Origin of the sequence: Butyrivibrio sp. NC2007 (assembly GCF_000421405.1) — a bacterium.
Taxonomy (GTDB): domain Bacteria; phylum Bacillota; class Clostridia; order Lachnospirales; family Lachnospiraceae; genus Butyrivibrio.
Map to the genome: position 1 here is coordinate 34,674 of NZ_ATWY01000017.1, position 23,102 is coordinate 57,775.

The 23,102-nt window shown below is 42.8% G+C and carries 27 protein-coding genes and 1 pseudogene; 27 read left to right on the forward strand and 1 reads right to left on the reverse strand.

From position 1 onward, the window contains the following. The 18 genes and pseudogenes from dusB (at nucleotide 1) to G632_RS22015 (ending at nucleotide 14,663) form a co-directional block, all read left to right on the forward strand. The gene (dusB, locus tag G632_RS0113390; protein WP_022769849.1) at nucleotides 1-993 is read left to right on the forward strand and encodes a tRNA dihydrouridine synthase DusB; all 993 of its coding nucleotides are present in this window, start codon (nucleotides 1-3) and stop codon (nucleotides 991-993) included. An 87-nt stretch (nucleotides 994-1,080) separates the two neighbouring features. Next, nucleotides 1,081-1,566, forward strand: a complete 486-nt coding sequence (gene greA / locus G632_RS0113395) for a transcription elongation factor GreA (RefSeq protein WP_022769850.1) — start codon at nucleotides 1,081-1,083, stop codon at nucleotides 1,564-1,566. An 87-nt stretch (nucleotides 1,567-1,653) separates the two neighbouring features. Next, the gene (lysS, locus tag G632_RS0113400) at nucleotides 1,654-3,222 is read left to right on the forward strand and encodes a lysine--tRNA ligase (protein ID WP_022769852.1); all 1,569 of its coding nucleotides are present in this window, start codon (nucleotides 1,654-1,656) and stop codon (nucleotides 3,220-3,222) included. A 232-nt stretch (nucleotides 3,223-3,454) separates the two neighbouring features. Beyond that, nucleotides 3,455-3,655 carry a hypothetical protein gene (locus G632_RS0113405; protein WP_022769853.1) on the forward strand — a complete coding sequence of 67 codons (201 nt, stop codon included), beginning with the start codon at nucleotides 3,455-3,457 and terminating at the stop codon, nucleotides 3,653-3,655. 13 nt (nucleotides 3,656-3,668) lie between these two features. Next, on the forward strand, nucleotides 3,669-3,941 hold the full coding sequence (locus G632_RS20120; RefSeq protein ID WP_022769855.1) for a DUF6462 family protein: 273 nt from the start codon (nucleotides 3,669-3,671) through the stop codon (nucleotides 3,939-3,941). Next, entirely contained in the window at nucleotides 3,938-4,243 is a 306-nt protein-coding gene (locus G632_RS20125) for a DUF6462 family protein (RefSeq protein ID WP_022769856.1), read from the forward strand. The genes G632_RS20120 and G632_RS20125 overlap by 4 nt, the downstream gene beginning before the upstream one ends. Continuing rightward, nucleotides 4,236-5,018, forward strand: a complete 783-nt coding sequence (locus tag G632_RS0113420; protein WP_022769858.1) for a ParA family protein — start codon at nucleotides 4,236-4,238, stop codon at nucleotides 5,016-5,018. The genes G632_RS20125 and G632_RS0113420 overlap by 8 nt, the downstream gene beginning before the upstream one ends. A gap of 11 nt (nucleotides 5,019-5,029) precedes the next feature. Next, entirely contained in the window at nucleotides 5,030-6,016 is a 987-nt protein-coding gene (locus G632_RS0113425) for a ParB/RepB/Spo0J family partition protein (RefSeq protein ID WP_022769859.1), read from the forward strand. Nucleotides 6,017-6,040: 24 nt separating this feature from the next. Beyond that, nucleotides 6,041-7,108, forward strand: a complete 1,068-nt coding sequence (locus G632_RS0113430) for a DUF6017 domain-containing protein (protein ID WP_022769860.1) — start codon at nucleotides 6,041-6,043, stop codon at nucleotides 7,106-7,108. Nucleotides 7,109-7,110: 2 nt separating this feature from the next. Beyond that, nucleotides 7,111-7,404, forward strand: coding sequence for a hypothetical protein (locus G632_RS0113435; protein WP_022769862.1), 294 nt, complete (start codon nucleotides 7,111-7,113; stop codon nucleotides 7,402-7,404). A 285-nt stretch (nucleotides 7,405-7,689) separates the two neighbouring features. Beyond that, a complete protein-coding gene (locus G632_RS21775; RefSeq protein WP_207640362.1) occupies nucleotides 7,690-7,809 on the forward strand; it encodes a cation transporter in 120 nt (39 codons plus the stop codon). 98 nt (nucleotides 7,810-7,907) lie between these two features. Next, on the forward strand, nucleotides 7,908-9,686 hold the full coding sequence (locus G632_RS20130; protein WP_022769863.1) for an ABC transporter ATP-binding protein: 1,779 nt from the start codon (nucleotides 7,908-7,910) through the stop codon (nucleotides 9,684-9,686). After that, entirely contained in the window at nucleotides 9,687-11,423 is a 1,737-nt protein-coding gene (locus tag G632_RS0113445; protein WP_022769864.1) for an ABC transporter ATP-binding protein, read from the forward strand. Between the two features lie 29 nt (nucleotides 11,424-11,452). Further along, nucleotides 11,453-12,040: an MptD family putative ECF transporter S component gene (locus G632_RS0113450; protein WP_024865489.1), complete on the forward strand. Its 588-nt coding sequence runs from the start codon at nucleotides 11,453-11,455 to the stop codon at nucleotides 12,038-12,040. Then, the gene (locus tag G632_RS0113455; protein WP_022769867.1) at nucleotides 12,041-12,742 is read left to right on the forward strand and encodes an energy-coupling factor transporter transmembrane component T; all 702 of its coding nucleotides are present in this window, start codon (nucleotides 12,041-12,043) and stop codon (nucleotides 12,740-12,742) included. Beyond that, on the forward strand, nucleotides 12,739-14,277 hold the full coding sequence (locus tag G632_RS20135) for an ABC transporter ATP-binding protein (protein WP_051154950.1): 1,539 nt from the start codon (nucleotides 12,739-12,741) through the stop codon (nucleotides 14,275-14,277). Before G632_RS0113455 ends, G632_RS20135 begins: the two co-directional genes overlap by 4 nt. Nucleotides 14,278-14,319: 42 nt before the next feature. Next, nucleotides 14,320-14,505, forward strand: a pseudogene (locus G632_RS0113465) (ATP-binding cassette domain-containing protein); the annotation flags it as partial. Between the two features lie 8 nt (nucleotides 14,506-14,513). Continuing rightward, nucleotides 14,514-14,663: a hypothetical protein gene (locus G632_RS22015; protein ID WP_155828892.1), complete on the forward strand. Its 150-nt coding sequence runs from the start codon at nucleotides 14,514-14,516 to the stop codon at nucleotides 14,661-14,663. 89 nt (nucleotides 14,664-14,752) lie between these two features. Here G632_RS22015 and G632_RS0113475 read toward each other — a convergent pair whose 3' ends face one another. After that, nucleotides 14,753-15,175, reverse strand: a complete 423-nt coding sequence (locus tag G632_RS0113475; RefSeq protein WP_022769872.1) for a flavodoxin — start codon at nucleotides 15,173-15,175, stop codon at nucleotides 14,753-14,755. Nucleotides 15,176-15,279: 104 nt separating this feature from the next. Between G632_RS0113475 and G632_RS20140 the strand changes: the two genes are divergently transcribed. The 9 genes from G632_RS20140 to feoB all read left to right on the forward strand — a co-directional run bounded on the left by G632_RS20140 (nucleotide 15,280) and on the right by feoB (nucleotide 23,091). Continuing rightward, nucleotides 15,280-15,657 carry a heavy-metal-associated domain-containing protein gene (locus tag G632_RS20140; RefSeq protein ID WP_022769874.1) on the forward strand — a complete coding sequence of 126 codons (378 nt, stop codon included), beginning with the start codon at nucleotides 15,280-15,282 and terminating at the stop codon, nucleotides 15,655-15,657. 26 nt (nucleotides 15,658-15,683) lie between these two features. After that, nucleotides 15,684-16,283, forward strand: coding sequence for a class I SAM-dependent methyltransferase (locus G632_RS0113485; RefSeq protein WP_022769875.1), 600 nt, complete (start codon nucleotides 15,684-15,686; stop codon nucleotides 16,281-16,283). Between the two features lie 11 nt (nucleotides 16,284-16,294). After that, nucleotides 16,295-17,026 (forward strand): L-2-amino-thiazoline-4-carboxylic acid hydrolase, encoded by a 732-nt coding sequence (locus tag G632_RS0113490; protein ID WP_196802293.1) that lies wholly within the window; start codon nucleotides 16,295-16,297, stop codon nucleotides 17,024-17,026. Then, entirely contained in the window at nucleotides 17,023-17,715 is a 693-nt protein-coding gene (locus G632_RS0113495; RefSeq protein ID WP_022769878.1) for a DUF6796 family protein, read from the forward strand. The genes G632_RS0113490 and G632_RS0113495 overlap by 4 nt, the downstream gene beginning before the upstream one ends. 52 nt (nucleotides 17,716-17,767) lie before the next feature. Beyond that, nucleotides 17,768-19,303, forward strand: a complete 1,536-nt coding sequence (locus tag G632_RS22525; RefSeq protein WP_022769879.1) for a methyltransferase domain-containing protein — start codon at nucleotides 17,768-17,770, stop codon at nucleotides 19,301-19,303. A gap of 98 nt (nucleotides 19,304-19,401) precedes the next feature. Further along, the gene (locus G632_RS0113505) at nucleotides 19,402-20,166 is read left to right on the forward strand and encodes a class I SAM-dependent methyltransferase (protein ID WP_022769880.1); all 765 of its coding nucleotides are present in this window, start codon (nucleotides 19,402-19,404) and stop codon (nucleotides 20,164-20,166) included. Between the two features lie 22 nt (nucleotides 20,167-20,188). Next, nucleotides 20,189-20,815 carry a class I SAM-dependent methyltransferase gene (locus G632_RS0113510; protein WP_022769882.1) on the forward strand — a complete coding sequence of 209 codons (627 nt, stop codon included), beginning with the start codon at nucleotides 20,189-20,191 and terminating at the stop codon, nucleotides 20,813-20,815. A gap of 36 nt (nucleotides 20,816-20,851) precedes the next feature. Beyond that, nucleotides 20,852-21,079, forward strand: coding sequence for a FeoA family protein (locus G632_RS0113515; RefSeq protein WP_022769883.1), 228 nt, complete (start codon nucleotides 20,852-20,854; stop codon nucleotides 21,077-21,079). Beyond that, nucleotides 21,076-23,091, forward strand: coding sequence for a ferrous iron transport protein B (gene feoB / locus G632_RS0113520; protein WP_022769884.1), 2,016 nt, complete (start codon nucleotides 21,076-21,078; stop codon nucleotides 23,089-23,091). Before G632_RS0113515 ends, feoB begins: the two co-directional genes overlap by 4 nt. Nucleotides 23,092-23,102 lie beyond the last annotated feature (11 nt).

Consider the following 23,102-nt stretch of genomic DNA (forward strand, 5'->3'; position numbering starts at 1 on the left):
ATGGCAGGATATGGTAAGCTGCAGATTGGCAGCGTAACACTTGATAACAACATAATCTTAGGACCCATGGCAGGCGTTTCCGACCTGCCTTTTCGTGTGCTCTGCAGCGAGATGGGAGCCGGCCTTGTGTGCATGGAGATGGTCAGCGCCAAGGCTATTATTTATAAGAACAGAAACACCAACATGCTGCTGGAGATCCATCCGGATGAGCATCCGGTTTCGCTGCAGCTCTTTGGCTCAGAGCCCGAGATAATGCAGCAGGCAGTTGAGATGATAAAGGACAGGCCCTACGACATCTTGGACGTCAACATGGGGTGTCCCGTGCCGAAGGTTGTAAGCAATGGTGAAGGCTCTGCTCTTATGAAGGATCCGGCTCTTATTGAAAGAATAGTGTCGGCACTGGTTCAGGTTTCTGACAGGCCTGTTACAGTTAAGATAAGAAAGGGCTTTACCGAAAACAGCGTTAACGCCGTTGAGTGTGCCCTGGCAGCAGAAGCCGGAGGGGCAGCAGCTGTGGCTGTTCACGGAAGGACCAGAGAGCAGTTCTACTCAGGAAAGGCCGACTGGGATATCATCAGACAGGTAAAAGAGTCTGTGAAGATCCCCGTTATAGGTAACGGAGACGTGGTTGACGGAGAGAGCGCCAAGGCTATGTTTGAGCAGACAGGGTGCGACGGAGTCATGGTGGCAAGGGCAGCCCAGGGCAATCCGTTTATCTTCAGGGAGATCAAAAGCTTTTTTGAAAAAGGCGCAGCCTGTGAGAGGCCAAGCAGGAAAGAGGTCTACGACACAGTCATAAGGCATGCCGATATGCAGCTCAAGTACAAGGGTGAGTACATCGGAATCCGCGAGATGCGTAAGCACGTGTCCTGGTACACCTATGGGATGCCCGGAAGTGCGAGGTTTAGAAACGAGATAAACCAGATGACGGACATGGATACACTCAAAGAAGCATGCGCTAAAATAATGCTCCCGCCTAGTGTTGACACATAAAATAAATAACAGTATAATAGCAAAGTTAAAAAATGAAATTAACTATTTTTCAGATATATCTTTTTATGAAGGGTAGGGCAGAGTATTATGGAAGCTAAAAAGAACATTTTAACTAAAGAAGGACTTGCTAAGTACGAGGAAGAGCTCCACGAGCTCAAGACAGTCAAGCTTAAAGAGGTTGCTGAGAAGCTCAAGGAAGCAAGAGAGCAGGGCGATCTTTCAGAGAACGCTGAGTACGACGCAGCTAAGGATGAGCAGCGTGATATCGCAGCAAGGATCGAAGTGATCGAGAAGATCCTCAAGAATGCAGAAGTTATTGATGATTCAGATGTTGACACAAACAAGATCAGCATCGGATGCACAGTTAAGCTTAAAGATCTTGAGTTCGACGAGGAGATTGAATACAAGATTGTTGGTTCATCAGAGGCAAACAGCCTTAAGGGCAAGATCTCAAACGAGTCACCTGTTGGTAAGGCGCTCATCGGTGCCAAGAAGGGACAGACAGTTTCTGTAGAGACACAGGCTGGCGTCTTCAAGTATAAGGTACTTGGCATTCAGAGATCAGAGGTCTGATAAGAGACTTTAGATAACACGAGCCGGCGATAGCAATTCGTCGGCTCTTTGTACAATATGAAAGACACATATTACGGAGGAAAAAAGGTGGCAGAGAATAATCAGCAGAACAATCAGCAGAATGCACCTGCAGAGGACGTTGGACGTCTTCGTCAGGTAAGAAGAGATAAGCTTACTGAGCTCCAGGCTCAGGGAAGAGATCCTTTCCAGATCGTTAAATACGACCAGACACATCACACACAGCAGGTAAGAGATAACTTCGAGGCTCTCGAGTTTGTAGCTCCTGTAGACGAAGAAGGCAAGGCAGTAGTAGTTCCTATGTCAGATATCCCTGCAGATAAGCTTGTATCCCTGGCAGGTCGTATGATGAGCAAGCGTGTAATGGGTAAGGCATCTTTTGCCAACCTTCAGGACAGAGACGGACGCATGCAGCTCTACGTTTCAAGAAACGATCTTGGAGATGAGGCTTATGCTGATTTCAAGAAGATGGATATCGGTGACATCATCGGTGTTAAGGGTTTTGCTTTCAGAACCAAGACCGGTGAGATTTCAGTCCATGTAAAAGAGCTGACTCTTTTATCCAAGTCTCTTATGCCACTTCCTGAGAAGTTCCACGGACTTACAGATACAGAGATCAGATACAGACAGCGCTATGTTGACCTTATCATGAACGAAGAGGTTAAGGAGACTTTCAAGAAGAGAAGTGCAATCCTTCGTGAGATCCGTAACTTCCTTGCAGAGCGTGACTTCCTTGAAGTTGAGACTCCTATGCTTGTTGAGAACGCAGGCGGAGCAGCTGCAAGACCATTCGTAACACACTACAATGCCCTGGATGAGGAGCGTAAGCTTCGTATCTCTCTTGAGCTTTACCTTAAGAGACTTATCGTCGGCGGCCTTGAGAGAGTATATGAGATCGGCCGTGTATTCAGAAATGAGGGTGTAGATACAAGACACAATCCTGAGTTCACACTTATGGAGCTCTACCAGGCATATACAGATTATGAAGGAATGATGGAGCTTACAGAGTCCATGTTCCGTTACCTCGCTGAGAAGGTTTGCGGTACAACACTTATCAAGTACGGTGACAACGAGATCGACCTCGGCAAGCCTTTCGAGCGTCTTACAATGAACGATGCCATCAAGAAGTACGCAGGCATCGACTTCGATACAGTTAAGACAGATGAGGAAGCCAAGGCTCTTGCCAAGGAGCACCACATCGAGTTTGAGGACCGCCACACCAAGGGCGACATCATCAATCTTTTCTTCGAGGAGTTCTGCGAGAAGAACCTGATCCAGCCTACATTCATCATGGATCATCCTCTTGCTATTTCACCTCTTACCAAGAAGAAGCCTACAGATCCTGAGAAGGTTGAGCGTTTCGAGCTCTTCATCAACACATGGGAGATGTGCAACGCATACTCAGAGCTCAACGATCCTATCGATCAGCGTGAGCGTTTCGCAGCTCAGGATGCCAACGCAGCAGCCGGCGACGAAGAGGCTGAGCACACAGACGAGGACTTCCTCAATGCCCTCGAAGTTGGTATGGCTCCTACAGGTGGTATTGGCTACGGTATCGACAGACTTTGCATGCTGCTGACTGATAGTGCTACTATCAGAGACGTGCTGCTGTTCCCGACACTTAAGAGCATGAAGTAAAAAACTCAGTGTTCATGCGGGTTTCAAGAGTTGAAATGATATTTGACAGCAAATTTGACAGCATATAGAGCGTGCAATGTAGTAAAATACAGTACGTTTTGTGATTTGGCAAATAAAATATAATGGAATTAAGAGTCATTTTTGAAGAAATTCAAAGATGGCTCTTTTTGTTTACTCAGAAGCCATGACATGTAGTAGGGCGTTCATCAACAACAAAATAAGGAGGCAAGACATGGGAAGAATTAAAAGGCCAAGAGAGTTCGGTGATCCTGATTATATAAGGATTGATCAGGCGGTATTCAAGTTTAACTGTTGTGAAGACACTGTTCGTGTTATTGCCAAACAGTGTGATGCCCAGAGGAAGGTCAATGGAGCTGTTTACTACGACTATGAAAAGCTCAAAAGATTCTTTGATCTTAGCCCTGCAAACTGAAAGGAGCAATCGGATGAGTAACATTGTTGATGAGTACATGGATATTGAGAGAAAAGATGAAGTAACGAGGGGTGTGAGGAAGCTTCGCAGGAAGTTCTTCAGGTACAAGGAAGCAGAATATGTTTACAGTATCGAGCACAAGAAGCTTCTGGAGCTTGCTGATAAAGCTGGAGCAATTTACAGGGTTGATGGATTTGTTCTCATTGAAAGGGAAATATTTGAGAGATTTCTTGAGACCTTTCATCAGCCACCTAAAATGACAAAGACCGGAGGACGTAAAAAATGAGCGGAATTATTTGGAAGTTCTCCCAGTACTTGGATGATGAAGATGTCATGTTCAGTCGTAAATGCATGGTGTCGTATCGAATGGCCCAGGATTATTACGGACTTGGAATGAAACCTATTATCAGAATGGCCTGGGCCTCAGGCTCGGTTTATAAGATCGGCAAAAAGGTTCTGATAAGGCGTGACATCTTTGAAGAGTATCTAAGACAGCATCAGAAGATTGTTGAAGATCTTATTGATGGTGATGAAGACAAATTATTAAAAGCCCTCGCTAAAGAGGTGGAAGGAGAATCGTATGAGTAAAGTTATTGCAATCGCAAATCAGAAAGGTGGTGTGGGAAAAACCACAACTACAGTAAATTTAGCAGCAGGCCTCGCAAATATGGGGAATAAGGTCCTGGTCATAGATGCTGATCCTCAGGCAAGTCTGTCCATATGTATGGGACAGCAGGAACCGGATAAGCTGGAGCCTACTATCGTGGATATTATCGAAAAGCTTGTAAATGAGGAAGAAATACCTGATGGCTATGCAATAATCCGTCATAGCGAGAATATAGACCTTCTTCCTTCTAATATAGGTCTTTCTGCCGCTGAAGTTTCTCTTGTAAACGTAATGAGCCGTGAGCTGGTTCTTAAGGGATATATCGAAAGTGTAAAAGAAAACTATGATTACGTTGTTATCGACTGTATGCCTTCACTTGGTGTCATGACTGTTAATGCGTTGGCATGTGCTGACACCTGTCTCGTTCCTGTTCAGGCAGCATTCCTTCCTGTGAAAGGATTACAGGCTCTTATTAAAACTATCTACACAGTAAAACGCAGGCTCAATCCAAAACTGGAGATTGAGGGAATTCTCCTAACTATGGTAGATAACCGAACAAACTACGCTAAAGACATTATAGCAGAGGTTAATGAGGTTTATGGAAAAAGTATTCCGGTATTTCCAATTCAAATTCCGATTTCAGTAAGGGCTACAGAGACCAGCGCTATGAGTAAGAGCATTTTTGAATATGATCCCAAAGGAAAAGTAGCAGCAGCCTATTCGACACTTACAGAGGTTGTCATGAAGAATTCATAAGGAGGAGCATTATGGCAGCAAAGAGACAGAAAATACATTTTGAGTCAGTTGAGGAGCTTCTTGGTGCTCCTATTACAAAAGATGTTACAGAAGAAATACAGATTAGTCAGATCAGACCGTTCAAGGACCATCCTTTCAAGGTTATTGATGATAGTCGTATGGAAGATCTTGTAAAAAGTATTGCAGTAAATGGTGTTCTTACTCCGGTAATGCTTAGACCCTGTGCTGATGGCGGTTACGAGATGGTTTCTGGGCACAGAAGAATGCATGCCGCTAAGCTTGCAGGGCTAAAAACGATTCCTGCTGTTGTCAAGGAAATGGATGATGATACCGCTGTTGTGGCAATGGTTGATTCTAATGTACAGCGAGAAGAGATTTTACCTAGTGAAAGAGCCTTTTCTTTCAAGATGAAATATGACGTTTTGAAAAAGCAGGGAAAGAGAAATGACTTAACTTGTGGAACTGAGTTCCACAAGTCAGAAGATGATGAAGACCTTGATGCTATATATGAGGACGAAGTAACATGTGGAACCGAGTTCCACAAGTTAGAACATGAGAATAAGAAAGCAAGGGACACAGTTGGAAAGGAAGCAGGCATAAGCGGCCGTCAGGTACAAAAATACATTAGCCTTACAGAACTTATTCCTGATCTTCTTGATTTAGTGGATGCCAAGAAAATAGGTTTAAATACCGCTGTCGATATTTCTCATTTTGACAGAGAACTGCAGAACTGGATTTATGAATACTACAGTGAGACAGGTTTCTTAAGGCCTGTTCAGATAGAAGCACTTAAGAATACTGAGAATGTAGAAAACATTTCTCATACAGTCATGACACAGATTATGAGAGATGCACTTCCAGAGAATAAGCCATCAAGAAAGGTTTCACTGTCAGAGAAAAAACTTGATAAGTATTTCCCTCCACACTTTAGTGCTAAGGAGAGAGAAATGGTTATCCTGGGGCTTTTGGAGAAGTGGCAACAGGAAAATGAACAATAATATGGAAATGGGAGGAAGATCCAAGTGGGTTACAAGGAAGAAGAAATCAAAAAACTGAATTTGAAGTATTTCAATGGAAAGGAGTCGGAGACATATGCTTTTCTCATGGTTCCCAAAGCAATTCTGTATGACAAGGAATATGAAGGGCTTAAGCTATCAGAGATTCTGATATATTCAAGCCTCCTTGAAAGAATGAAGCTGGGCGGAAATATTAGCGGACATGATGAACTGGGGAGAGCATATGTCTACTGTTCATTGGAAATGGCACAGCAATTTGGCCACTGTAAAAGAAGCTCAGCTATAACAGCTCTTAAGAGCCTTGAGGCCAGAGGGATGATTGAAAAAGATACAAGATGCCCAGGAAGTGTCTCAAGATTCTATGTGAAAAACTTCCTTATCAACGATATGCAGAAGTACAAAAAACAAACTTTTGGAGCGATTGATAAAAAGAGAATCCTTGAATCTGCTGGATCTACAGATGTGGATAACTTCACACCAGTCCAAAATTTAAACTATGGAGTACAGAATTTGGATGGGGGTAGTGTGAATTTTGAATCTAAACCCGTTCAAAATTTGGACCCATATAATAATAAAAATATAAAAAATATTAATAATAATCTCATCCCTATCTATCCCAGTAACAGTAATAAACAAAGGGTTGATGGGATAGGATTGGATGAAGATGCATGGGCATATAGAGAGTGTGTTGATGAAAATATCGAGACGGAAGCTCTTTGCCGGAATTATCCTGGGAACGCAGGGATTATCAGAGGAATAGCTGATCTCATGGTTGATGTCCTGACTTCATCCAAGGAGAAAATGGTCATTGGAGGTGAAGAGAGGAGCACCAATGTGGTTAAGGGAAGATTCATGAAGCTCACAAGATTCCACATCGAGGACGTTCTTGATAACTGGAACAAACTTGCAGAGCCGCCAATAAATCCAAGGCAGTATCTCCTGGCAATGCTTTACAACGTATCAACAACAGCTGATGCGCAATTTAAGGCAGTGATAAACAAAGACGCCAGGAATAACTTCCGGAGCGTGGAAGAAACCAATAACACAGATGATGACGAGTATATGGAGGGTTGAATATGTTTATGATCAAGTTACTTGCGAAGATAATAATGTTCCCGGTGTTCCTGATGGTTTGCTTCATCAGGACCTGGGTAGGTGTTCTTTCAAAGATCGGCTGCGTGATTTTGGGACTGTTCTACCTCATCATGCTGGCAATTATCATCATGTATGCCTGCCAGCATATGTGGGAGTGCGTGATGATTGCTCTGGGAATGTCTTTTGCGGCATTCCTTGTAAGCTTCTCAGCTGTGGCTGTGGGAATGGCCCTTGAAGGGATTGGAGATAAGATTGGGGAGTTTTTAGCATCATAAAGGTAATAGTGGAAGTGCTGTGAAACGATATCTCGGAATTATATCTTGCGGTATAACTGAGAAAGACAAATCGGTGTTTGTCGAGCTGCCTGTTTAGGAATAGCGCTTGATAAATTCCGGTTTCGGGCTGAAGTTGGCGTGTTATATTGGAATATAATTTCCTTCCTCGATGGTTCGCATTATTCACCATAATACGAACTAAAAGCTTTCGAGTAACAGTGACAGTTTTCAAATATTACCTTCATCAGAAGACATTCACGGGATTCTGAGGCGAGCATTGAAGGCGTGGTGTGCAGTAACTGTGCTACGAGAGTAGAGAACGCTCTTAACAGAAATGATGGTATTTATGCCAGAGTCGACCTGGGAAATAAAAAGGCTGTTATTCATGCCAAGAGAGGAATATAAGTCGAAGACTGAACCCTCTAAAAGTTAGCTATTGCTAACCAGACTACAACGTACTATAATCGTGTTAGCATTAGGTAACTTTATATGAGGAGGGTATCATGAAAAAAAGAAGTGTTATATCCTGGGTGCTTGAGTTTGCCGGAAGAAAGAGGGTGTTCTTCGTCGGAAGTGTACTTCTTGCTATGCTTGGAGTAGCTGCATCTTTTGCACCTTATCTTATTATTGCCAGGATTGTTTCAGAACTTTTATCAGGAAACAAAGACTGGAGTTTTTATCTGACGCAGACCATTATCATGGGCGTCTGCTGGATTCTCAGAGTGACACTGCATTCTGTGTCAACATCCCTATCACACATAGCTACATTTACTGTTCTTGGAACAATTAGAAAGCAGGTCTGCGAAAAGCTTGCGACAATTCCACTTGGCTCGGTTCTCGATGATAACAGTGGAAGCTACAAGAACATCATAGTTGAAAGAATAGATGCCATGGAGACCACTCTGGCACATATTGTTCCGGAGTTCACGGCAAATATTCTGTTGCCTGCAGTTATGTTTATCTATCTGCTAACTCTGGATTGGAGGCTTGGCCTTAGCAACCTTGTAGGAGCCGCAATTGGTCTTGTGTTCTGCACGGTGATGATGATAAAGAGCCGTGGCGGATATGAGGTCTCTGTTCAAAAGACAAAGAAGCTCAACGATACTGCAGTAGAGTACATCAACGGAATAGAAGTAATAAAGGCCTTTGGTAAAACAGGCAGTTCCTACGAAAAGTTTGTAGTTGCTGCAAGAGAAGGTGCGGACTGCTTCATTGATTGGATGAGAAAATGCATTTGGCCTCAGGCTGGAATGATGGCCTTTTTGCCTGCAACTTTCCTTGGAGTTCTTCCGATAGGTCTTTTACTGGTAAAGAATGGCGCTATTACTCCGGAAAAGTTTATAACAGGAATCATTTTGTCTGCGGGACTTATCACACCGCTTGTGATCGCATTCTCTTACATGGATGACATCCTGAAGATGGGAACAATCTTTGGAGAAGTTACTGAAATCCTTGAGAGAAAAGACATGGAGAGACCGGCTGCAATAACCAAAAAGCCTCAGGGGTCTGATATCTGTCTTAAGAATGTGAGATTTACTTACAAAGATAAAGAAGTTCTTCACGGAATCGACATGGATATTAATCAGGGCGAAGTTGTTGCTATGGTTGGCCCTTCAGGTTCAGGAAAGAGCACAATCGCCAGGCTCATTGATTCTTTGTGGGATCCTGATTCGGGAACCATCACTTATGGTGGAGTCGATATAAAAGAACTGCCTCTTGATTATTACATGGGACAGATATCCTACGTTGCGCAGGATAACTACCTCTTTGATCTGTCTGTAAAAGAAAATATAAGACTTGGCAGAGCTGGAGCCACAGACGAAGATGTGATAAATGCCGCGAAGGCAACAGGATGCCACGACTTCATTATGGGGCTTGAAAACGGCTATGACACAGTGGTTGGCGGAGCAGGAGGTCATCTGTCCGGCGGCGAGAGACAGAGAATCTGTATTGCCAGAGCAATGCTCAAGAATGCTCCTGTAGTAATTCTTGACGAAGCTACTGCCTATACAGATCCCGAGAATGAAGCGCTGGTTCAGGCCAGTGTAGCGAGGCTCGTTCAGGGCAGAACCCTTATTGTGATTGCACACCGTCTTTCAACTATCGTGGATGCTGATAAGATCTTCGTGATCAATAACGGTAACGTGGAAGCCTGCGGAACACAGGAGGAACTCCTTAAGTCATGCGTACTTTACAGAAAGATGTGGGATGCTCACATCATGTCGAAAGATGAAGATATAGAGAATGCATCAGGTCAGGAACTGACCAGGAAGGAGGCCTAAATGCTTAGTATGGTAAAAAAGTTCTTTGACTTCTGCAATGAAAAGAACAGGAATAAGTTTTATAAATCAGTTGTACTTGGAGTAATAGATGCAATGTTTGCTGCAATGAAGATACCTGCAGCTTTTGTAGCAATCAAGGCAATTCTTGAGAACAATCTTACAAACACTACAATACTCACAGTTATCGGACTCATGCTTGTCAGTACTCTTGGCAAAATGGTCATAAACCGCTTTGCATATATGCTTCAGACGGAAGCAGGCTATGATACCTGCGCCATGAAACGAATCGAGATAGGTGAGCATCTTCGGTATCTTCCTATGGGATATTTCAACGATACCAGCCTTGGACATATCACTTCTGTGACAACAAATACCATGGAGCAGACCGGTGATATTGCTACAAGAGCAATAATGCTGGTACTTCAGGGCGGACTGACAACTATAGTTATTGCGCTTTTCATGTTCGCCTTTGACTGGAGGATTGGACTTATATCAGTGGCCGGCATAGGAGTCTTTTTCCTGGTGAACAAGTGGACAAATCTTAGCGTTGCAAGAGTTGCTGATGAGAAGCTTTCTGCTGACCGGGAGATGGTTGGAGTGATCCTTGAGTATATTCAGGGCATTGCCGAGATCAGGAATTATAACATCATAGGACAGAATCAGTCCAAAGTTCAAAAGTCTATTGAGAGAAAAAAGAAAGCTGATATAGCAGCTGAAATCGCAGCAATCCCGGCAGTTGGAGTACAGAATCTTATCTGCAAACTTATCGGAGTAGTGATTGCCGGCGTATCTGTGTATTTCTACCTGACAGGTACTATGGAGCTTGTTTATACAATCGTCATGCTCCTTAGCTCCTTCATGATCTTTGAATCACTGGATACCTGCGGTATTTACACTGCGCTTCTCAAGGTAATCGGTAAGGGAGTAGATCTTGCCAATGAGATCCTAAATATCGAGCAGATGGATATTGATGGCGCAGATTTTAAGCCTGAAAACAGGGATATCCATTTGGAACATGTAGGATTTGCTTACGAGAATCGAAAGATCATCGACGATGTAACTCTGGATATAAAAGAGAATACGACTACCGCTATTGTAGGACCTTCGGGAGGTGGAAAGACGACCATCACTTCCTTGATCGCCCGCTTCTGGGATGTTCAGGAGGGTAAGGTTACACTTGGTGGCAGGGATGTTAAGGACTACAGCTTTGACAGCCTTATGGAAAATTTCAGCTTTGTATTCCAGAGAGTATATCTTTTTGAAGATACAATTGCCAATAATATTCGCTTTGGAAAGCCTGAGGCGACAATGGATGAAGTCATTGAAGCTGCCAAGAAAGCTGCATGCCATGAGTTTATCATGGGGCTTCCGGATAAATATGAAACTGTAGTAGGTGAAGGCGGAGCTACTCTTTCAGGAGGAGAAAAGCAGAGAATAGCCATCGCCCGTGCCATTATGAAGGACGCTCCGATCATCATCCTCGATGAAGCTACAGCCAACGTGGATCCGGAGAATGAAAAAGAGCTTACGCAGGCAATTGAGAATCTTACCAAGCAAAAGACGATAATCATGATCGCGCACAGACTTAAAACTGTAAGAAATGCAGATCAGATAATCGTTGTCGATAAGGGCAAGATCGTCCAGAAGGGTAGACACGAAGAACTAATGGAACAGGATGGTATATATAAGAACTTTATTACCGGCAGAAAACAGGCAGTAAGCTGGAAGATTGCATGAAATTTAGAGGAGTTGTGGAGGAGAAAAAAGTGAACAAGAAATTGGAAGCTAAAGATTTTATTACCGTAGGACTTTTTACAGCACTGTTATTTGTGGTTGAGTTTGCATGTGGAATCCTCGGATTTATACACCCTTATATCGTAGCATCATACGTGGTGATGATCCCATTGGTAGGTGCCATTCCGATGATGCTTTTCTATACAAAGATCGATAAGTTTGGAATGATCAGTATAATGTCAGTTCTTCTGGCTATTATTATGTTTGTCACCGGGATGGGGTATCTTGGAGCTCCACTTATCATCGCGGCAGGAGTGATAGCTGATTTCGTTGCCAAAAGCGGAGATTATAAGGATTTTAAGAAGATTGCCATCAGCTATGGAATATTCTGTCTTTGGATCTGTGCTAACTATTTTCCTGTGATCGTAAGCGCTAAATCATACAGACAGGATCTTCTTGATGGGGGATACACTGCTGAGTATTGCGACAGTCTCTTTAGAGCTATCAATTCAAAAACCATTGCAGTTTTGCTTGTCCTTTGTTTGTTATTTGGATTTCTTGGAGCTTTCCTTGGAAAAGCAGTGGTCAGAAAGCATTTTGAGAAAGCCGGTATTGCATAAATGGAATTAAAACTAGACCCAAGGACAAAACTGTATATGATATTTGTTGTGTCGGCAGTTGTAATGATGAGTGCAACTACGCCCTTTTTATGGGGGCTAAGGATAGCAATAACTATGGTTCCAATAGCTCTTTTGATAGTGGAAAAACAATATGCATCAGCGCTGCGTTTTCTTGTATTGTATTTGGCTGCGTTAGGGCTTACTTTCTACTATCTTACGGCACAAGCCACCGGATTTCTGACGGCATTTCTTGTGGGCTATTGCAGTATTGTTGCTCAGTTTATGCCTGCAATGATAACCGCATGGTATGTGGTCAGGACTACTAAGATAGATGAGTTTATATCAGCAATGCAAAAGATGCATGTGCCCGATGGAATAACAATTTCCCTGGCGGTAGTGATGAGATTTTTTCCAACCATCAAGGAAGAGTATGCATCCATACGGGATGCCATGAAAATGCGTGGCGTTATGCTGGGCGGAGGCAGTGCAGTGAAAATGGTGGAGTACAGGATGATACCTCTTTTGTTTTCCTGCGTGAATATTGGCGATGAACTGTCCGCTGCGGCAATCACCAGAGGTCTTGGAGGAAAGGTTAAGAGAACCAGTATAGAGCAGCTTAAAATGCAGGCACTGGATTACGTTTTTATTTTCGTTTTTACTGCTGCGGCTGTGATATTTGTGGCCTCAAAATACATGAAATGATGAAGAATATTATAGAGATTAAAAATGTCAGGTTTCACTATAAAGGGGCAAAAGAATCACTGCAGAATGTTTCGCTTTACATAAAGGAGGGCGAAACTCTTTTGCTGTGCGGAGCATCGGGCTCAGGTAAGACTTCAGTATTAAGACTTATAAATGGTCTGATTCCAAATTATTATCAAGGTGAGCTTACGGGAGAAGTTATGGTTGCGGGAAGGGATATCTCAAAAACTCCGTTATATGAGCTTGCCGGTGTTGTGGGCACAGTTTTTCAGAATCCGAGAAGCCAGTTTTTCTCAGTTGATACAGATGGAGAGATTGTATTTGGACCTGAGAATGTTGGCCTTGAACCGGAAGAGATAAAGAGGCGAAAAGAACTGATCATCAATGAGATGGGAATAGATAAGCTTATGGAGAGAAGTCTCTTTGAATTATCCGGCGGCGAAAAGCAGCAGATAGCCTGTGCTTCGGTGGCAGCTCTTTTACCTGGGATTATACTTCTTGATGAACCATCATCAAACCTTGACCGTGATGCCATAGAAAAGCTCCATGACATTATTCTTAAGTGGGAAAAGCAAGGCAAAACAATCATTATCTCTGAGCACAGACTCTGGTATTTAAAAGATTTGTTTGATCGCGTGATATATATGGACAAAGGCAGGATTAAGAAGCAGTGGAGTAAGGAAGAGTTTTTGAAGCTCGACACTGCCACTATAGAGAATTTGAAGCTAAGACCATTGGAAGTGCCCTCATATTTCTCGGTGCTTTTTAATGAAAGGAGCAGTGAAAAAGAGACATCGGAGTCAGGCATGTCAAATAGTATATTACTGCAGGATTTCTTTTTCTCGTATCGAAGTTCGCCATATCTGTTTAGAAAAAGACATTTCGCGGAGAGTGATGGAGATAGACTCGAACTCTGCATTCCTGAGCTTAAACTGCCTAAGGGGAAAGTAATAGGAATAGTTGGAAAAAACGGAACAGGAAAATCGACGTTTCTTAGATGTTTATGTGGCTTAGAGAAGGACTGTAGAGGAATCATAGAAACAGATGGAAAAGTATATCGTGGAAATGCCAGGATCGGGCTAAGCTATATGGTCATGCAGGACGTGAACCATCAGCTTTTTACAGACAGTGTAGAGAGTGAAGTGCTGCTCTCTATGAGTGATAAGGATGAGATACGATGCCATGAAATACTTAAAAATCTTGGCCTAATTGAGTATAAAGACACACATCCAATGGCGCTATCAGGCGGACAGAAGCAGAGGGTTGCAATAGCGTCTGCTATAGCTGCAGGTGCAGAGATCCTTCTTTTTGATGAACCGACCTCAGGGCTTGATTTTGATCATATGATGAAAGTTGGACTGCTCTTGAAGGGGCTGGCGCAGTCGGGGAAAACTGTATTGGTATCAACACATGATCCGGAGCTTATAGAGAAATGCTGTGATTACGAATTGTACATAAAAAATGGCAGAGTAGAGTCGTTTGGCGGAATAGCAGAGAAAATTCTGAAAAGAAATGAGATTAAAGAAAGTGTATAGTTGTATTGGCAGAGAATGAAAACTGCATAAAGAGGAGAAGTTATGAAAGAGTTTCTTGAGATTAATGATATAAAAAAGAGCTTTGGAAGTGGTGAAGCCAGGCAGGATGTCCTCAGGGGCATGAATTTTACTGTAAAAAAAGGAGAGTTTTGTGTCCTCCTTGGTCCTTCCGGTTCCGGAAAGTCTACGCTGCTTAATATCATAGGTGGAATCGATACCCCGGATTCCTGATGCAGATGGATGGTTATTTCGCATTCTTCATGAGCAGGGAATCGATGGTGATGTCAGTAGTCTATATGCTGATAGGATATGCATTCGTATCACTGATTGACTTTAGGAGAATTAAACGGATACCACTGGATGTGGCGCTTAAGAACATTGAGTGAGGCTTATAGTTGTCGCCAATTAAAATAGATACGAAAACAAATTGAGGCAATCATATGATAATTGCCTCAATTTGTTTTCTGAGAATGATTTATGCAATGGCTCTTCCAAGCGCAGAGCAGTTCTTCAGATCATCATCAGAAGGTGCATTGTTGGCAATAACGCTGTCTGTTACAAGATTTGCGTTATCGGATTTGCATCTTTCCTCCCAGTCACGCATCCACTGGCCATCACCCCAACCATAAGAACCGAAAAGTACTACCTTTTTACCGGATAAAGAGTTTTCTACTGATGTGAACATTGGATCAAACTCAGTTTCTTCAAGGACCTCTGCTCCCATTGCAGGACAACCGAATGCTATTGCATCGTAACCTGAAACGAGGGAAGAATTGAACTCAGAAGGTGAGAACATATCGACTGAAGCACCACTGCTTTCAGCACCTGCTTTTACTGCCTCAGCCATTGACTGAGTATTTCCTGTACCACTCCAATAAACAATTGCTATTTTACTCATACTTTCCTCCTTTACGTTTAAGTTAGCTTATGCTAACATTGTATTTGACAGTGCTACAGTGTCAATATTTATCACTGAGAAAATGTCTCAAGAGGTGACAGACTATGGATATTCAGACAATAGTTGCAGCTGCTATATTTGTCGCAGCAATAATTCTTTTAATAATCATGATGAAGAAAAAGCTTCTTCATGGAGGCTCATGCTGCGGAGGACATGAAGCGCCTGAATCTAAAGTGAAGGTGGCCGATAAGAATATTAGTCATTACGACTATCATTATGAAGTGAGTATTGAAGGCATGGTATGTAGTAACTGTGCTACGAGAGTAGAGAACGCTCTTAACGGAAATGAGGGCATTTATGCAAAGGCCGATCTGGGAAATAAAAAGGCAGTTATTCATGCCAAGAGAGCGCTAAGCAAAGAAGAAGTGCTTGGGTATGTTAAAGAACTTCCGTATACAATAATGAGTTTTGCTCAAAAGTAACGTCAAGAGAGGGATATTAGTCGAATATGTTTTGGGATAAGATTTCACCTTTATATGATCTTTTTGAGAATATCTATAATCATAAGGTATACGCTGACACAGGAAAAAGAGTCGCTGACTTCATAGAGAGCACCGATGAGGTTTTGGAGTGTGCCTGCGGAACAGGAGCTATCAGTTTTTATATTGCGAAGAATTGTAAGACGCTGATTGCTACAGACTTTTCATCCGGAATGCTAAAACAGGCTTCCAGGAAATGCAGTACTTATAATAATGTTTATTTCAAAAAAGCAGATATCACAAATATCAAATGCAGGGATTCATGGTTTGATAAGGTTGTTGCGGGCAACGTGATCCATTTGCTTCCTGATCCGGGAAAGGCTTTTGCTGAGCTGTGGCGTGTGGTTAAACCGGGAGGCAAGATAATCATCCCAACATACATCAATAAGTCAAAACAGTCTGCAGGACTGGCAGTAAAGTTTGTCACGCTGCTCGGTGCAGACTTTAAGCAGCAGTTTGATCTTGATTCTTACAAGAAATTCTTCGAGAACCTGGGATATCAGGGCGTGGAGTACACAGTAGTTGATGGCAGAATGCCATGCGCTATTGCGGTGATCACAAAGGTGTAAACATGATTATTATGAATGATAAAGCTGGTTTTAGTAGAAGTACAAAAGGATTATATCCCAGGAAATATAACGAGAAAGTGAAGAAATGGCTTGTTGAAAGGTATGGTAAGGATAAGGCTGAAAGAATATGGGGGTGCCTTCAGGAAAACTATCTTCGGTTTCTGAATGAACTTCCGGATTATGGCGGTGCGAAAAACGGACATGCATCAGCGATATATGGAGGTTTTCTGATTTTTTCATTGTATCAGGCCCTGCCAGATCAACCGAAGATAGAAGAATTGCAGGACTTCGTACAAAATCTTTTCATGGAGCCGTTTACAAAACTGGGTAAGGTGGTAGATCTTAATAAACCATTTTACATGAAGCTCATAAACTATGTGTTTACCAGGGTTGGGGACAGGGATAGGAAAGATATATTAAAGTACCCGGATGGTTTCATAAATGTAACGGAAGGTTATGATAAAGAACATCTTGCTTCGAGATATTACTTTACACAATGCCCTAACGCTGAAATCGCAAAGAGATATGGGTTATTACATGTACTTCCGCTTATGTGTAACTGTGATTTTTATGGAATATCACAAATACATGGAAAGCTTGTCAGGGAAGGTACCTGCGGAAACAGTTCGAGGTGCGATTATCTTGTAATAGGGGATAAGAACCCCTTGGCATCCGAATATGAGACGGTAACCGATAAGGACGGATTTGTAGTAAGTAGACGGGTGGAGTTTAAAGCAGAATGACTAGCGGAGAAACTGAAAGAATTGATTGGGAAAGAATAAGGCATCTGTTAAAGGTTGGATGTTTTGCAGCATTAATGGTATTGGCAGCGGATATGATTCTGGGATGGGGAACATTTTACAGGGATGTACCCGGTCTTCCACCCATGTGGGCAAGATTCCTTTTAGTATCAGATGGAAGGATAATTGCATCAGCGCTTCTGGGGCTTATAGGGATTCCGTTGGAATGTCTGTGCTGGTTTGCTGTTTATCGCATGATAAAGCCCTTTTCTGAAAAGAATGCACATGATTACAGAGCTGGGCTCATAGGATGCCTTGCGTTTGGAGGATGTGGAGTGCATGTCCCATGCTGCATGGCGGTTTTTTTATTGAAGAGATTCTATCAATTGAATCCTGATACTGTGGTCGAAAACATGAAACCATTTCTGATCTGGTTCCTGTTACCTGCGACAATGATATTTCTGATCTTCTTTATACTTACAGCAGTAGTTCAGATAAGAGCATTCATCAAAGGAAACACGCCATTACCGAAGTGGTGCTGGGTATTTAATATTATGATTGGGATACCATGGATTGTTTTAATGAGAGTCGTAGGAGATTATCCAATTACCAATGCTCTTGCTGCAGCATGGATCAGCGTTGGTAATTTATGGATGATGGGCGGGCTGCTCATTATGACCAGAGGGAAATGAGATAGTAGGCGGAATGTATTTCTATTAAGAGGGAGATTTTTGGAGGAGCTTTATGTCTAAAAAGGCATCAAATTTTCAGAAAGTAGTAATGTCCTGGGGGTATCGCGGAAAAGAAATATTTAAACCGCTGAATACGGGATGGATTGATGAAAATGTGGCTTGTGTCCGGGAATGGATTGCCAATATCTTCTTTTATACCAAGAATGGCACAACAATCATGATTGATGCCGGATATAACTATGAGCGGCTTGCAGAGAAGATGAAATGGCTTGATATAGAGCCATCGAGCATAAAAGACATCCTGATAACACATCAGGATACTGATCATGTCGGCGCTGTGGAGAGAGACTCTGATGGACTGTTCAGGAATGCCAGACTGTATATCAGTGAAATTGAAAATAGATATATGACTGGCGAGAAGCGGCGCAAGGTAATCTTTGGGCTGTATAAGCTTCCGATGGTTAAAAGTGATAATGAGAGAAAACTTCTTAAAGATGGCGATGTGTTTTACATTGAGGACATCAAGGTGGAAGCAATCCTGGTTCCGGGTCATACTTGGGGGCATATGGTCTATCTGGTAGATGACGCTTATCTTTTCACCGGAGACACGATCTGGTTCGGCGCAGATGGCGGCTACAGTTTTATAAACGCACTGGCAGAGGATAACGAACTGTCAAAGAAGTCCCTGGCAAAGCTTGAGAAGCTACTTCGCGACAGGGGTATCAGGCCGAAGGTGATAACAGGCCATACAGGATGGTCTGATGATCTGGATTTTGTATTTGCGCACAGAGACCAGATCTGCAATAGTTTGAAGAGACAAAAACCTCATGATCCTAATGCTCCTTATGATGGATATGACGAGAGGGAAGATAACGAAGAGAGGGCAAGAACCGAACGGCTAAAAAAGGCAGTTCCTGTATCTGACAGAATCCAGAGCGCCTATCATGATTCAAAAAATATCTATGATGATGTTCTGACACAGGGAAGTTTCCTTAGCAGGCAGTACATTCGCTTTTTCTGGAGCGGTACTGATGACAATGAAATAGCAAGGAAAATACTTGCTTATGTTCCAGATGATTTCTCCGGGACACTACTTGATGTACCTGTAGGAACTGCGGTTTTTACAGAAAAGAAGTGGAGAAGGCTTTCAAAAGCTGGTATTACCTGCCTTGATTACAGCGTCGATATGCTGGAACAGGCAAAGAAAAGGCTTGAGGATTGTAAGAATATCTCATTTATTCAGGGAGATGTGGGAAAACTTCCTCTTGCTGATGGCAGCCAGGATATAGTCATGAGTATGAATGGATTTCATGCTTTCCCCGATAAGAAGAAGGCTTTTAAGGAGACATTCCGCGTTCTTAAGAAAGGTGGAATGTTTGTAGCATGCTTTTATATCAAGGGTAAATCCAAGAGAACAGACTGGCTTGTAAAGAACATTCTATCTAAAAAGGGCTGGTTTACACCGCCATTTCCTACAGAAGATCAGCTGCTTCGTATTCTTCATAAGCTATATTCTCAGGTTGAATATCATGTGGATGGTTCTATGGTGTATTTTAAATGCGTGAAGAGCAGATCTTTAAATGAATGAAGAGTAGCATCGTAAAAACATGAATGAAGTCTGATGTGCTGTTAGCAAATGCTAACTTTATATAAATGACTAATCAGAAAAGAGGAGGAAAAAAAGTAATGAAACCGGACTATAAGAACTGGGTGCCAAATGGGATGGTATATGGATTTTTGGGAGCTACCGGTGGGGCACTTATATTGACCTTGATCTTTGGCGTGGAAGGAATAGTTGGAAAGGTACTATTGGTAATAACTATAGTTCTTGCGCTAATGACGCTTTGGATGTTTCTGATGCACAGGGCATTTTCTTACAATGGCTCAAGGCAGATGTCCAGGCAGATAATTGATGGTGTTTCAGCCTATGTGAAGATTCCTGATGGAGGGAAAGGACTGGATGTCGGGTGTGGCAGCGGCGCGCTTACAATCGCATGTGCCAAGAAGAATCCAAATGCACAGATGGTTGGAATAGACAGATGGGGAAAAGAATATGCGTCATTCAGCAAGACTCTTTGCGAAAGCAATGCAGAAGCTGAAGGAGCAGCAAATGTTTCTTTTGGTCAGGGAGATGCTACAAAGCTTGGATTTGAAGATGAGACTTTTGACGCAGTGACAAGCAACTATGTATATCACAACATCCCCAGCAGGGACAGGCAGGCTATCCTCCTGGAGACGCTGAGAACACTGAAAAAGGGTGGAACATTTGCTATCCATGACATCATGTCAAAGAGCAAATACGGAGATATAGAGAGTTTTGCCAAAAAGCTTAAAGACATGGGCTACGAGGAAGTGCGGCTTGTTGATACTACCAGCGGAATGTTCATGAATAAGTTTGAAGCCACTTGGATGGGACTTAGTGGATCAACGATTCTTATGGGTAAAAAATAAAATGAGTGATGAGGAGGATACAATGATGGGATTATTCAAGAATTATGTAAGTCAGACAAGAAAACCGGAAGGGGTTCTCGGGAAAATGATGATCAATGGTATGAACAGTGGTCATGCTAAGATGGCGGACTGGGGAATATCACATCTTGAAGTCAGTGCACCCAAAGAGATGGTCGAACTTGGCTGTGGTGGGGGAAGAAATGCCGGGGTACTCATGGAAAAATACTCTTCGGCAAATATGACAGCAATTGACTACTCGCCGCTGTCTGTCGAAAAAGCAACAGAATACAACAAGGTAATGATCGATAAAGGAAGGTGCCAGGTTAAGCAGGGAGATGTATCAAATCTAACTCTTCCGGAAGAAAAGTATGATCTGGCAACTGCATTTGAAACTATATATTTCTGGCCGGGACTGGAGAAATGCTTTTCAGAAGTGGCAAAGGTTTTAAAGCCGGGTGGAACCTTCATGATTGTAAACGAATCAGATGGTACAGACAAAGCGAGCCTGAGCTTTGAGAAGATCATCGATGGGATGAGGTGTCATACTCCTGATGAGATAGAAAAAGCTTTAAAAAGCGCAGGCTTTTCAAAAGTGAGGACAGATCACCATGAATCTAAGCCATGGATTACTGTAATGGCAGAGAAATAAAGTTTATTAAACAAAGTATATGAGAGGAGAAGTGTTATGAGTTTAAGTGAAGTAAGGGAAAACAAAGATGCAGTGATCACAGCTATTCAAGGCGATACAAGGTTTATGAGCCGTATCACCTCGATAGGACTTACACCGGGCTGTAAGGTTAGCGTTATCAAGAACGATAAGAACAGACCTATGCTGGTTTATTCAAGAGATACCATGATCGCACTGAACCGTAAGGAGTGCAGTGGTATTACAGTCGAGGAGGTGACAGCATGAGTGCAGCTGCAACTATAGCCCTCCTTGGACAGCCTAACTCGGGCAAGTCAACTTTATTCAATGCGCTTACCGGACTTCGCCAGCATGTGGGAAACTGGCCAGGCAAGACAGTAGAGAAAAAAGAAGGATCTTTTACCTATGCAGGAAAAGAATACAATGTGGCGGATCTTCCGGGATCCTACAGCCTTTCTGCCAATTCAGATGAAGAGGTTATCACAAGAGATTTTATTACATCAGGAAAAGCTGATGTTGTCTGCATCCTTGCTGACAGTTCACAGCTTCAGAGAAGCCTTTTCATGCTGGCTGATTATGCGGGAATAAATGCACCATGCTTTTTATTGCTCAATATGGCAGATGTAGCCGCCGATCAGGGAAAAAAGATTGATGCCAAGGCTATAGAGGAAAAGCTTGGCATTCCTGTCATCCCTTTTTCTGCGACAGATGTGAAGTCTTATGACGAGTTCTATAAAACTCTTGAAAAGGCTATCAAGAAAGACTCAAGGCTTGATGTTTCCAAGCTAAAAGAACAGTACGAGAGTATCAAAGGTTTTCAGGAAATCTGCAACCTGATTCCTGAAGGCGTTATTCCCGGCTATTCTTCAATGTGGCTTGCTTCAAAGGTGCTTGAGAATGACAAGGTAGTTGTTGCGAAGCTTAAAAATACACTGGATGCATCTGTTTTTTCAGAAATTGAAAGTATCAAAGATTCATCCCAGGGCGCTGTGGCTGTCGGCGGCTGCAAATTCGCCTGGATCGATGATGTGATAGACGGTGCAATCCAATCTAAGTCTGTAAAGGTAACCCTTGGAAAACTTGACCGTATCTATACAAGTAAAGTCTGGGGAAAGCCTGCGGTTATACTTACTGTTCTATTAGGTCTTATTGCTTCATTTGTTCCTGCTCTTCCGCCCATGTTTCTGGGCGAGCTGGTTCTTATGACTAAAGCTCCGATTACTGCAGGATTATCAGCTATAGGATGTCCTGAATTCGTTATGCTCATCATTACAGATGTAATAATTCAGTCATTCTCATATATTTTCAAGATGTTGGGATTTGTGTTTGGTGTAACCCTTGTATTCGGACTTCTTGAGGAAGTGGGCATCATGGCCCGTATCTCCTATGTGTTTGACAACACCATGGGTAAGCTTGGGCTTCAGGGAAAGTCAGTCATGCCATTCCTGGTAAGCTTTGGATGTACCATGGGAGGCGCAGCGGGCGCAAGAGTTATAGATAACTGGGGACAGAAGGTTCTCACGATCGCTCTGGCATGGGCAGTGCCTTGCGGCGCAGCCTGGGCAACCATTCCTATGCTTTCATCTATTTTCTTCGGTCCAGGAGCAGTTCTTGTGGTGGCTGTAATCCTTCTTACTATGCTCTTGCACATGTATGTCACGGCCAAAGTCTTTGGAGCTAAGCTTGTTCAGAAGGAAGACCGCTACGGAATGATCATGGAGCTTCCTCCGTACCACAAACCAAAGTGGGGAGCTCTTTTCAGATATGTATTCGGAAGAACAAAGGAAACATTTATCAGAGTAACAAAGGTGGTTCTACTTGTTTGCGGAGTATTCTGGCTTCTTAGCTATTCTCCATCCGGAACAGGAGGAATCCTTTACACAATCGGTGTAGCAATAGAGCCTGTCACAAAGTTCTTCGGAATGCCATGGCAGTTATTCCTTTCCTACATTGCATCTGCTGTTGGAAAAGAAGGTGCTATCGGTGTCATAAGTGCACTTTATAGTGGTGGTTCATATAGCACAGCATTTACAGAGGCTATGAGTGGTGCAGGAACTACCGCAAATCTTAGTTCTGTTCTTCTTGCGAACGTAACAAAGCCGGAGGCCTTAGCATTTATCTTTGCCATGACCTTCAACATGCCTTGCGTCGTTGCCCTCGCGGCTACATATCAGGAGACACATTCAGCAAAATGGACAGGAAGGATTGTGCTTTATTACACAGCAGTATCTCTTTTGCTTGCGTTTATTGCTTATCATGTGGGAATGCTCATCTGGTGAGAAATGTAACT

What these genes read in the sequence shown, in the direction of transcription:
- dusB (WP_022769849.1), top strand. Translation starts at nt 1, where the DNA reads ATGGCAGGATATGGTAAGCTGCAGATTGGCAGCGTAACACTTGATAAC.
- greA (WP_022769850.1), top strand. Translation starts at nt 1,081, where the DNA reads ATGGAAGCTAAAAAGAACATTTTAACTAAAGAAGGACTTGCTAAGTAC.
- G632_RS0113405 (WP_022769853.1), top strand. Translation starts at nt 3,455, where the DNA reads ATGGGAAGAATTAAAAGGCCAAGAGAGTTCGGTGATCCTGATTATATA.
- G632_RS20120 (WP_022769855.1), top strand. Translation starts at nt 3,669, where the DNA reads ATGAGTAACATTGTTGATGAGTACATGGATATTGAGAGAAAAGATGAA.
- G632_RS20125 (WP_022769856.1), top strand. Translation starts at nt 3,938, where the DNA reads ATGAGCGGAATTATTTGGAAGTTCTCCCAGTACTTGGATGATGAAGAT.
- G632_RS0113420 (WP_022769858.1), top strand. Translation starts at nt 4,236, where the DNA reads ATGAGTAAAGTTATTGCAATCGCAAATCAGAAAGGTGGTGTGGGAAAA.
- G632_RS0113425 (WP_022769859.1), top strand. Translation starts at nt 5,030, where the DNA reads ATGGCAGCAAAGAGACAGAAAATACATTTTGAGTCAGTTGAGGAGCTT.
- G632_RS0113435 (WP_022769862.1), top strand. Translation starts at nt 7,111, where the DNA reads ATGTTTATGATCAAGTTACTTGCGAAGATAATAATGTTCCCGGTGTTC.
- G632_RS20130 (WP_022769863.1), top strand. Translation starts at nt 7,908, where the DNA reads ATGAAAAAAAGAAGTGTTATATCCTGGGTGCTTGAGTTTGCCGGAAGA.
- G632_RS0113445 (WP_022769864.1), top strand. Translation starts at nt 9,687, where the DNA reads ATGCTTAGTATGGTAAAAAAGTTCTTTGACTTCTGCAATGAAAAGAAC.
- G632_RS0113455 (WP_022769867.1), top strand. Translation starts at nt 12,041, where the DNA reads ATGGAATTAAAACTAGACCCAAGGACAAAACTGTATATGATATTTGTT.
- G632_RS20135 (WP_051154950.1), top strand. Translation starts at nt 12,739, where the DNA reads ATGATGAAGAATATTATAGAGATTAAAAATGTCAGGTTTCACTATAAA.
- G632_RS22015 (WP_155828892.1), top strand. Translation starts at nt 14,514, where the DNA reads ATGGATGGTTATTTCGCATTCTTCATGAGCAGGGAATCGATGGTGATG.
- G632_RS0113475 (WP_022769872.1), bottom strand. Translation starts at nt 15,175, where the DNA reads ATGAGTAAAATAGCAATTGTTTATTGGAGTGGTACAGGAAATACTCAG.
- G632_RS20140 (WP_022769874.1), top strand. Translation starts at nt 15,280, where the DNA reads ATGGATATTCAGACAATAGTTGCAGCTGCTATATTTGTCGCAGCAATA.
- G632_RS0113485 (WP_022769875.1), top strand. Translation starts at nt 15,684, where the DNA reads ATGTTTTGGGATAAGATTTCACCTTTATATGATCTTTTTGAGAATATC.
- G632_RS0113490 (WP_196802293.1), top strand. Translation starts at nt 16,295, where the DNA reads ATGAATGATAAAGCTGGTTTTAGTAGAAGTACAAAAGGATTATATCCC.
- G632_RS0113495 (WP_022769878.1), top strand. Translation starts at nt 17,023, where the DNA reads ATGACTAGCGGAGAAACTGAAAGAATTGATTGGGAAAGAATAAGGCAT.
- G632_RS22525 (WP_022769879.1), top strand. Translation starts at nt 17,768, where the DNA reads ATGTCTAAAAAGGCATCAAATTTTCAGAAAGTAGTAATGTCCTGGGGG.
- G632_RS0113505 (WP_022769880.1), top strand. Translation starts at nt 19,402, where the DNA reads ATGAAACCGGACTATAAGAACTGGGTGCCAAATGGGATGGTATATGGA.
- G632_RS0113510 (WP_022769882.1), top strand. Translation starts at nt 20,189, where the DNA reads ATGATGGGATTATTCAAGAATTATGTAAGTCAGACAAGAAAACCGGAA.
- G632_RS0113515 (WP_022769883.1), top strand. Translation starts at nt 20,852, where the DNA reads ATGAGTTTAAGTGAAGTAAGGGAAAACAAAGATGCAGTGATCACAGCT.
- feoB (WP_022769884.1), top strand. Translation starts at nt 21,076, where the DNA reads ATGAGTGCAGCTGCAACTATAGCCCTCCTTGGACAGCCTAACTCGGGC.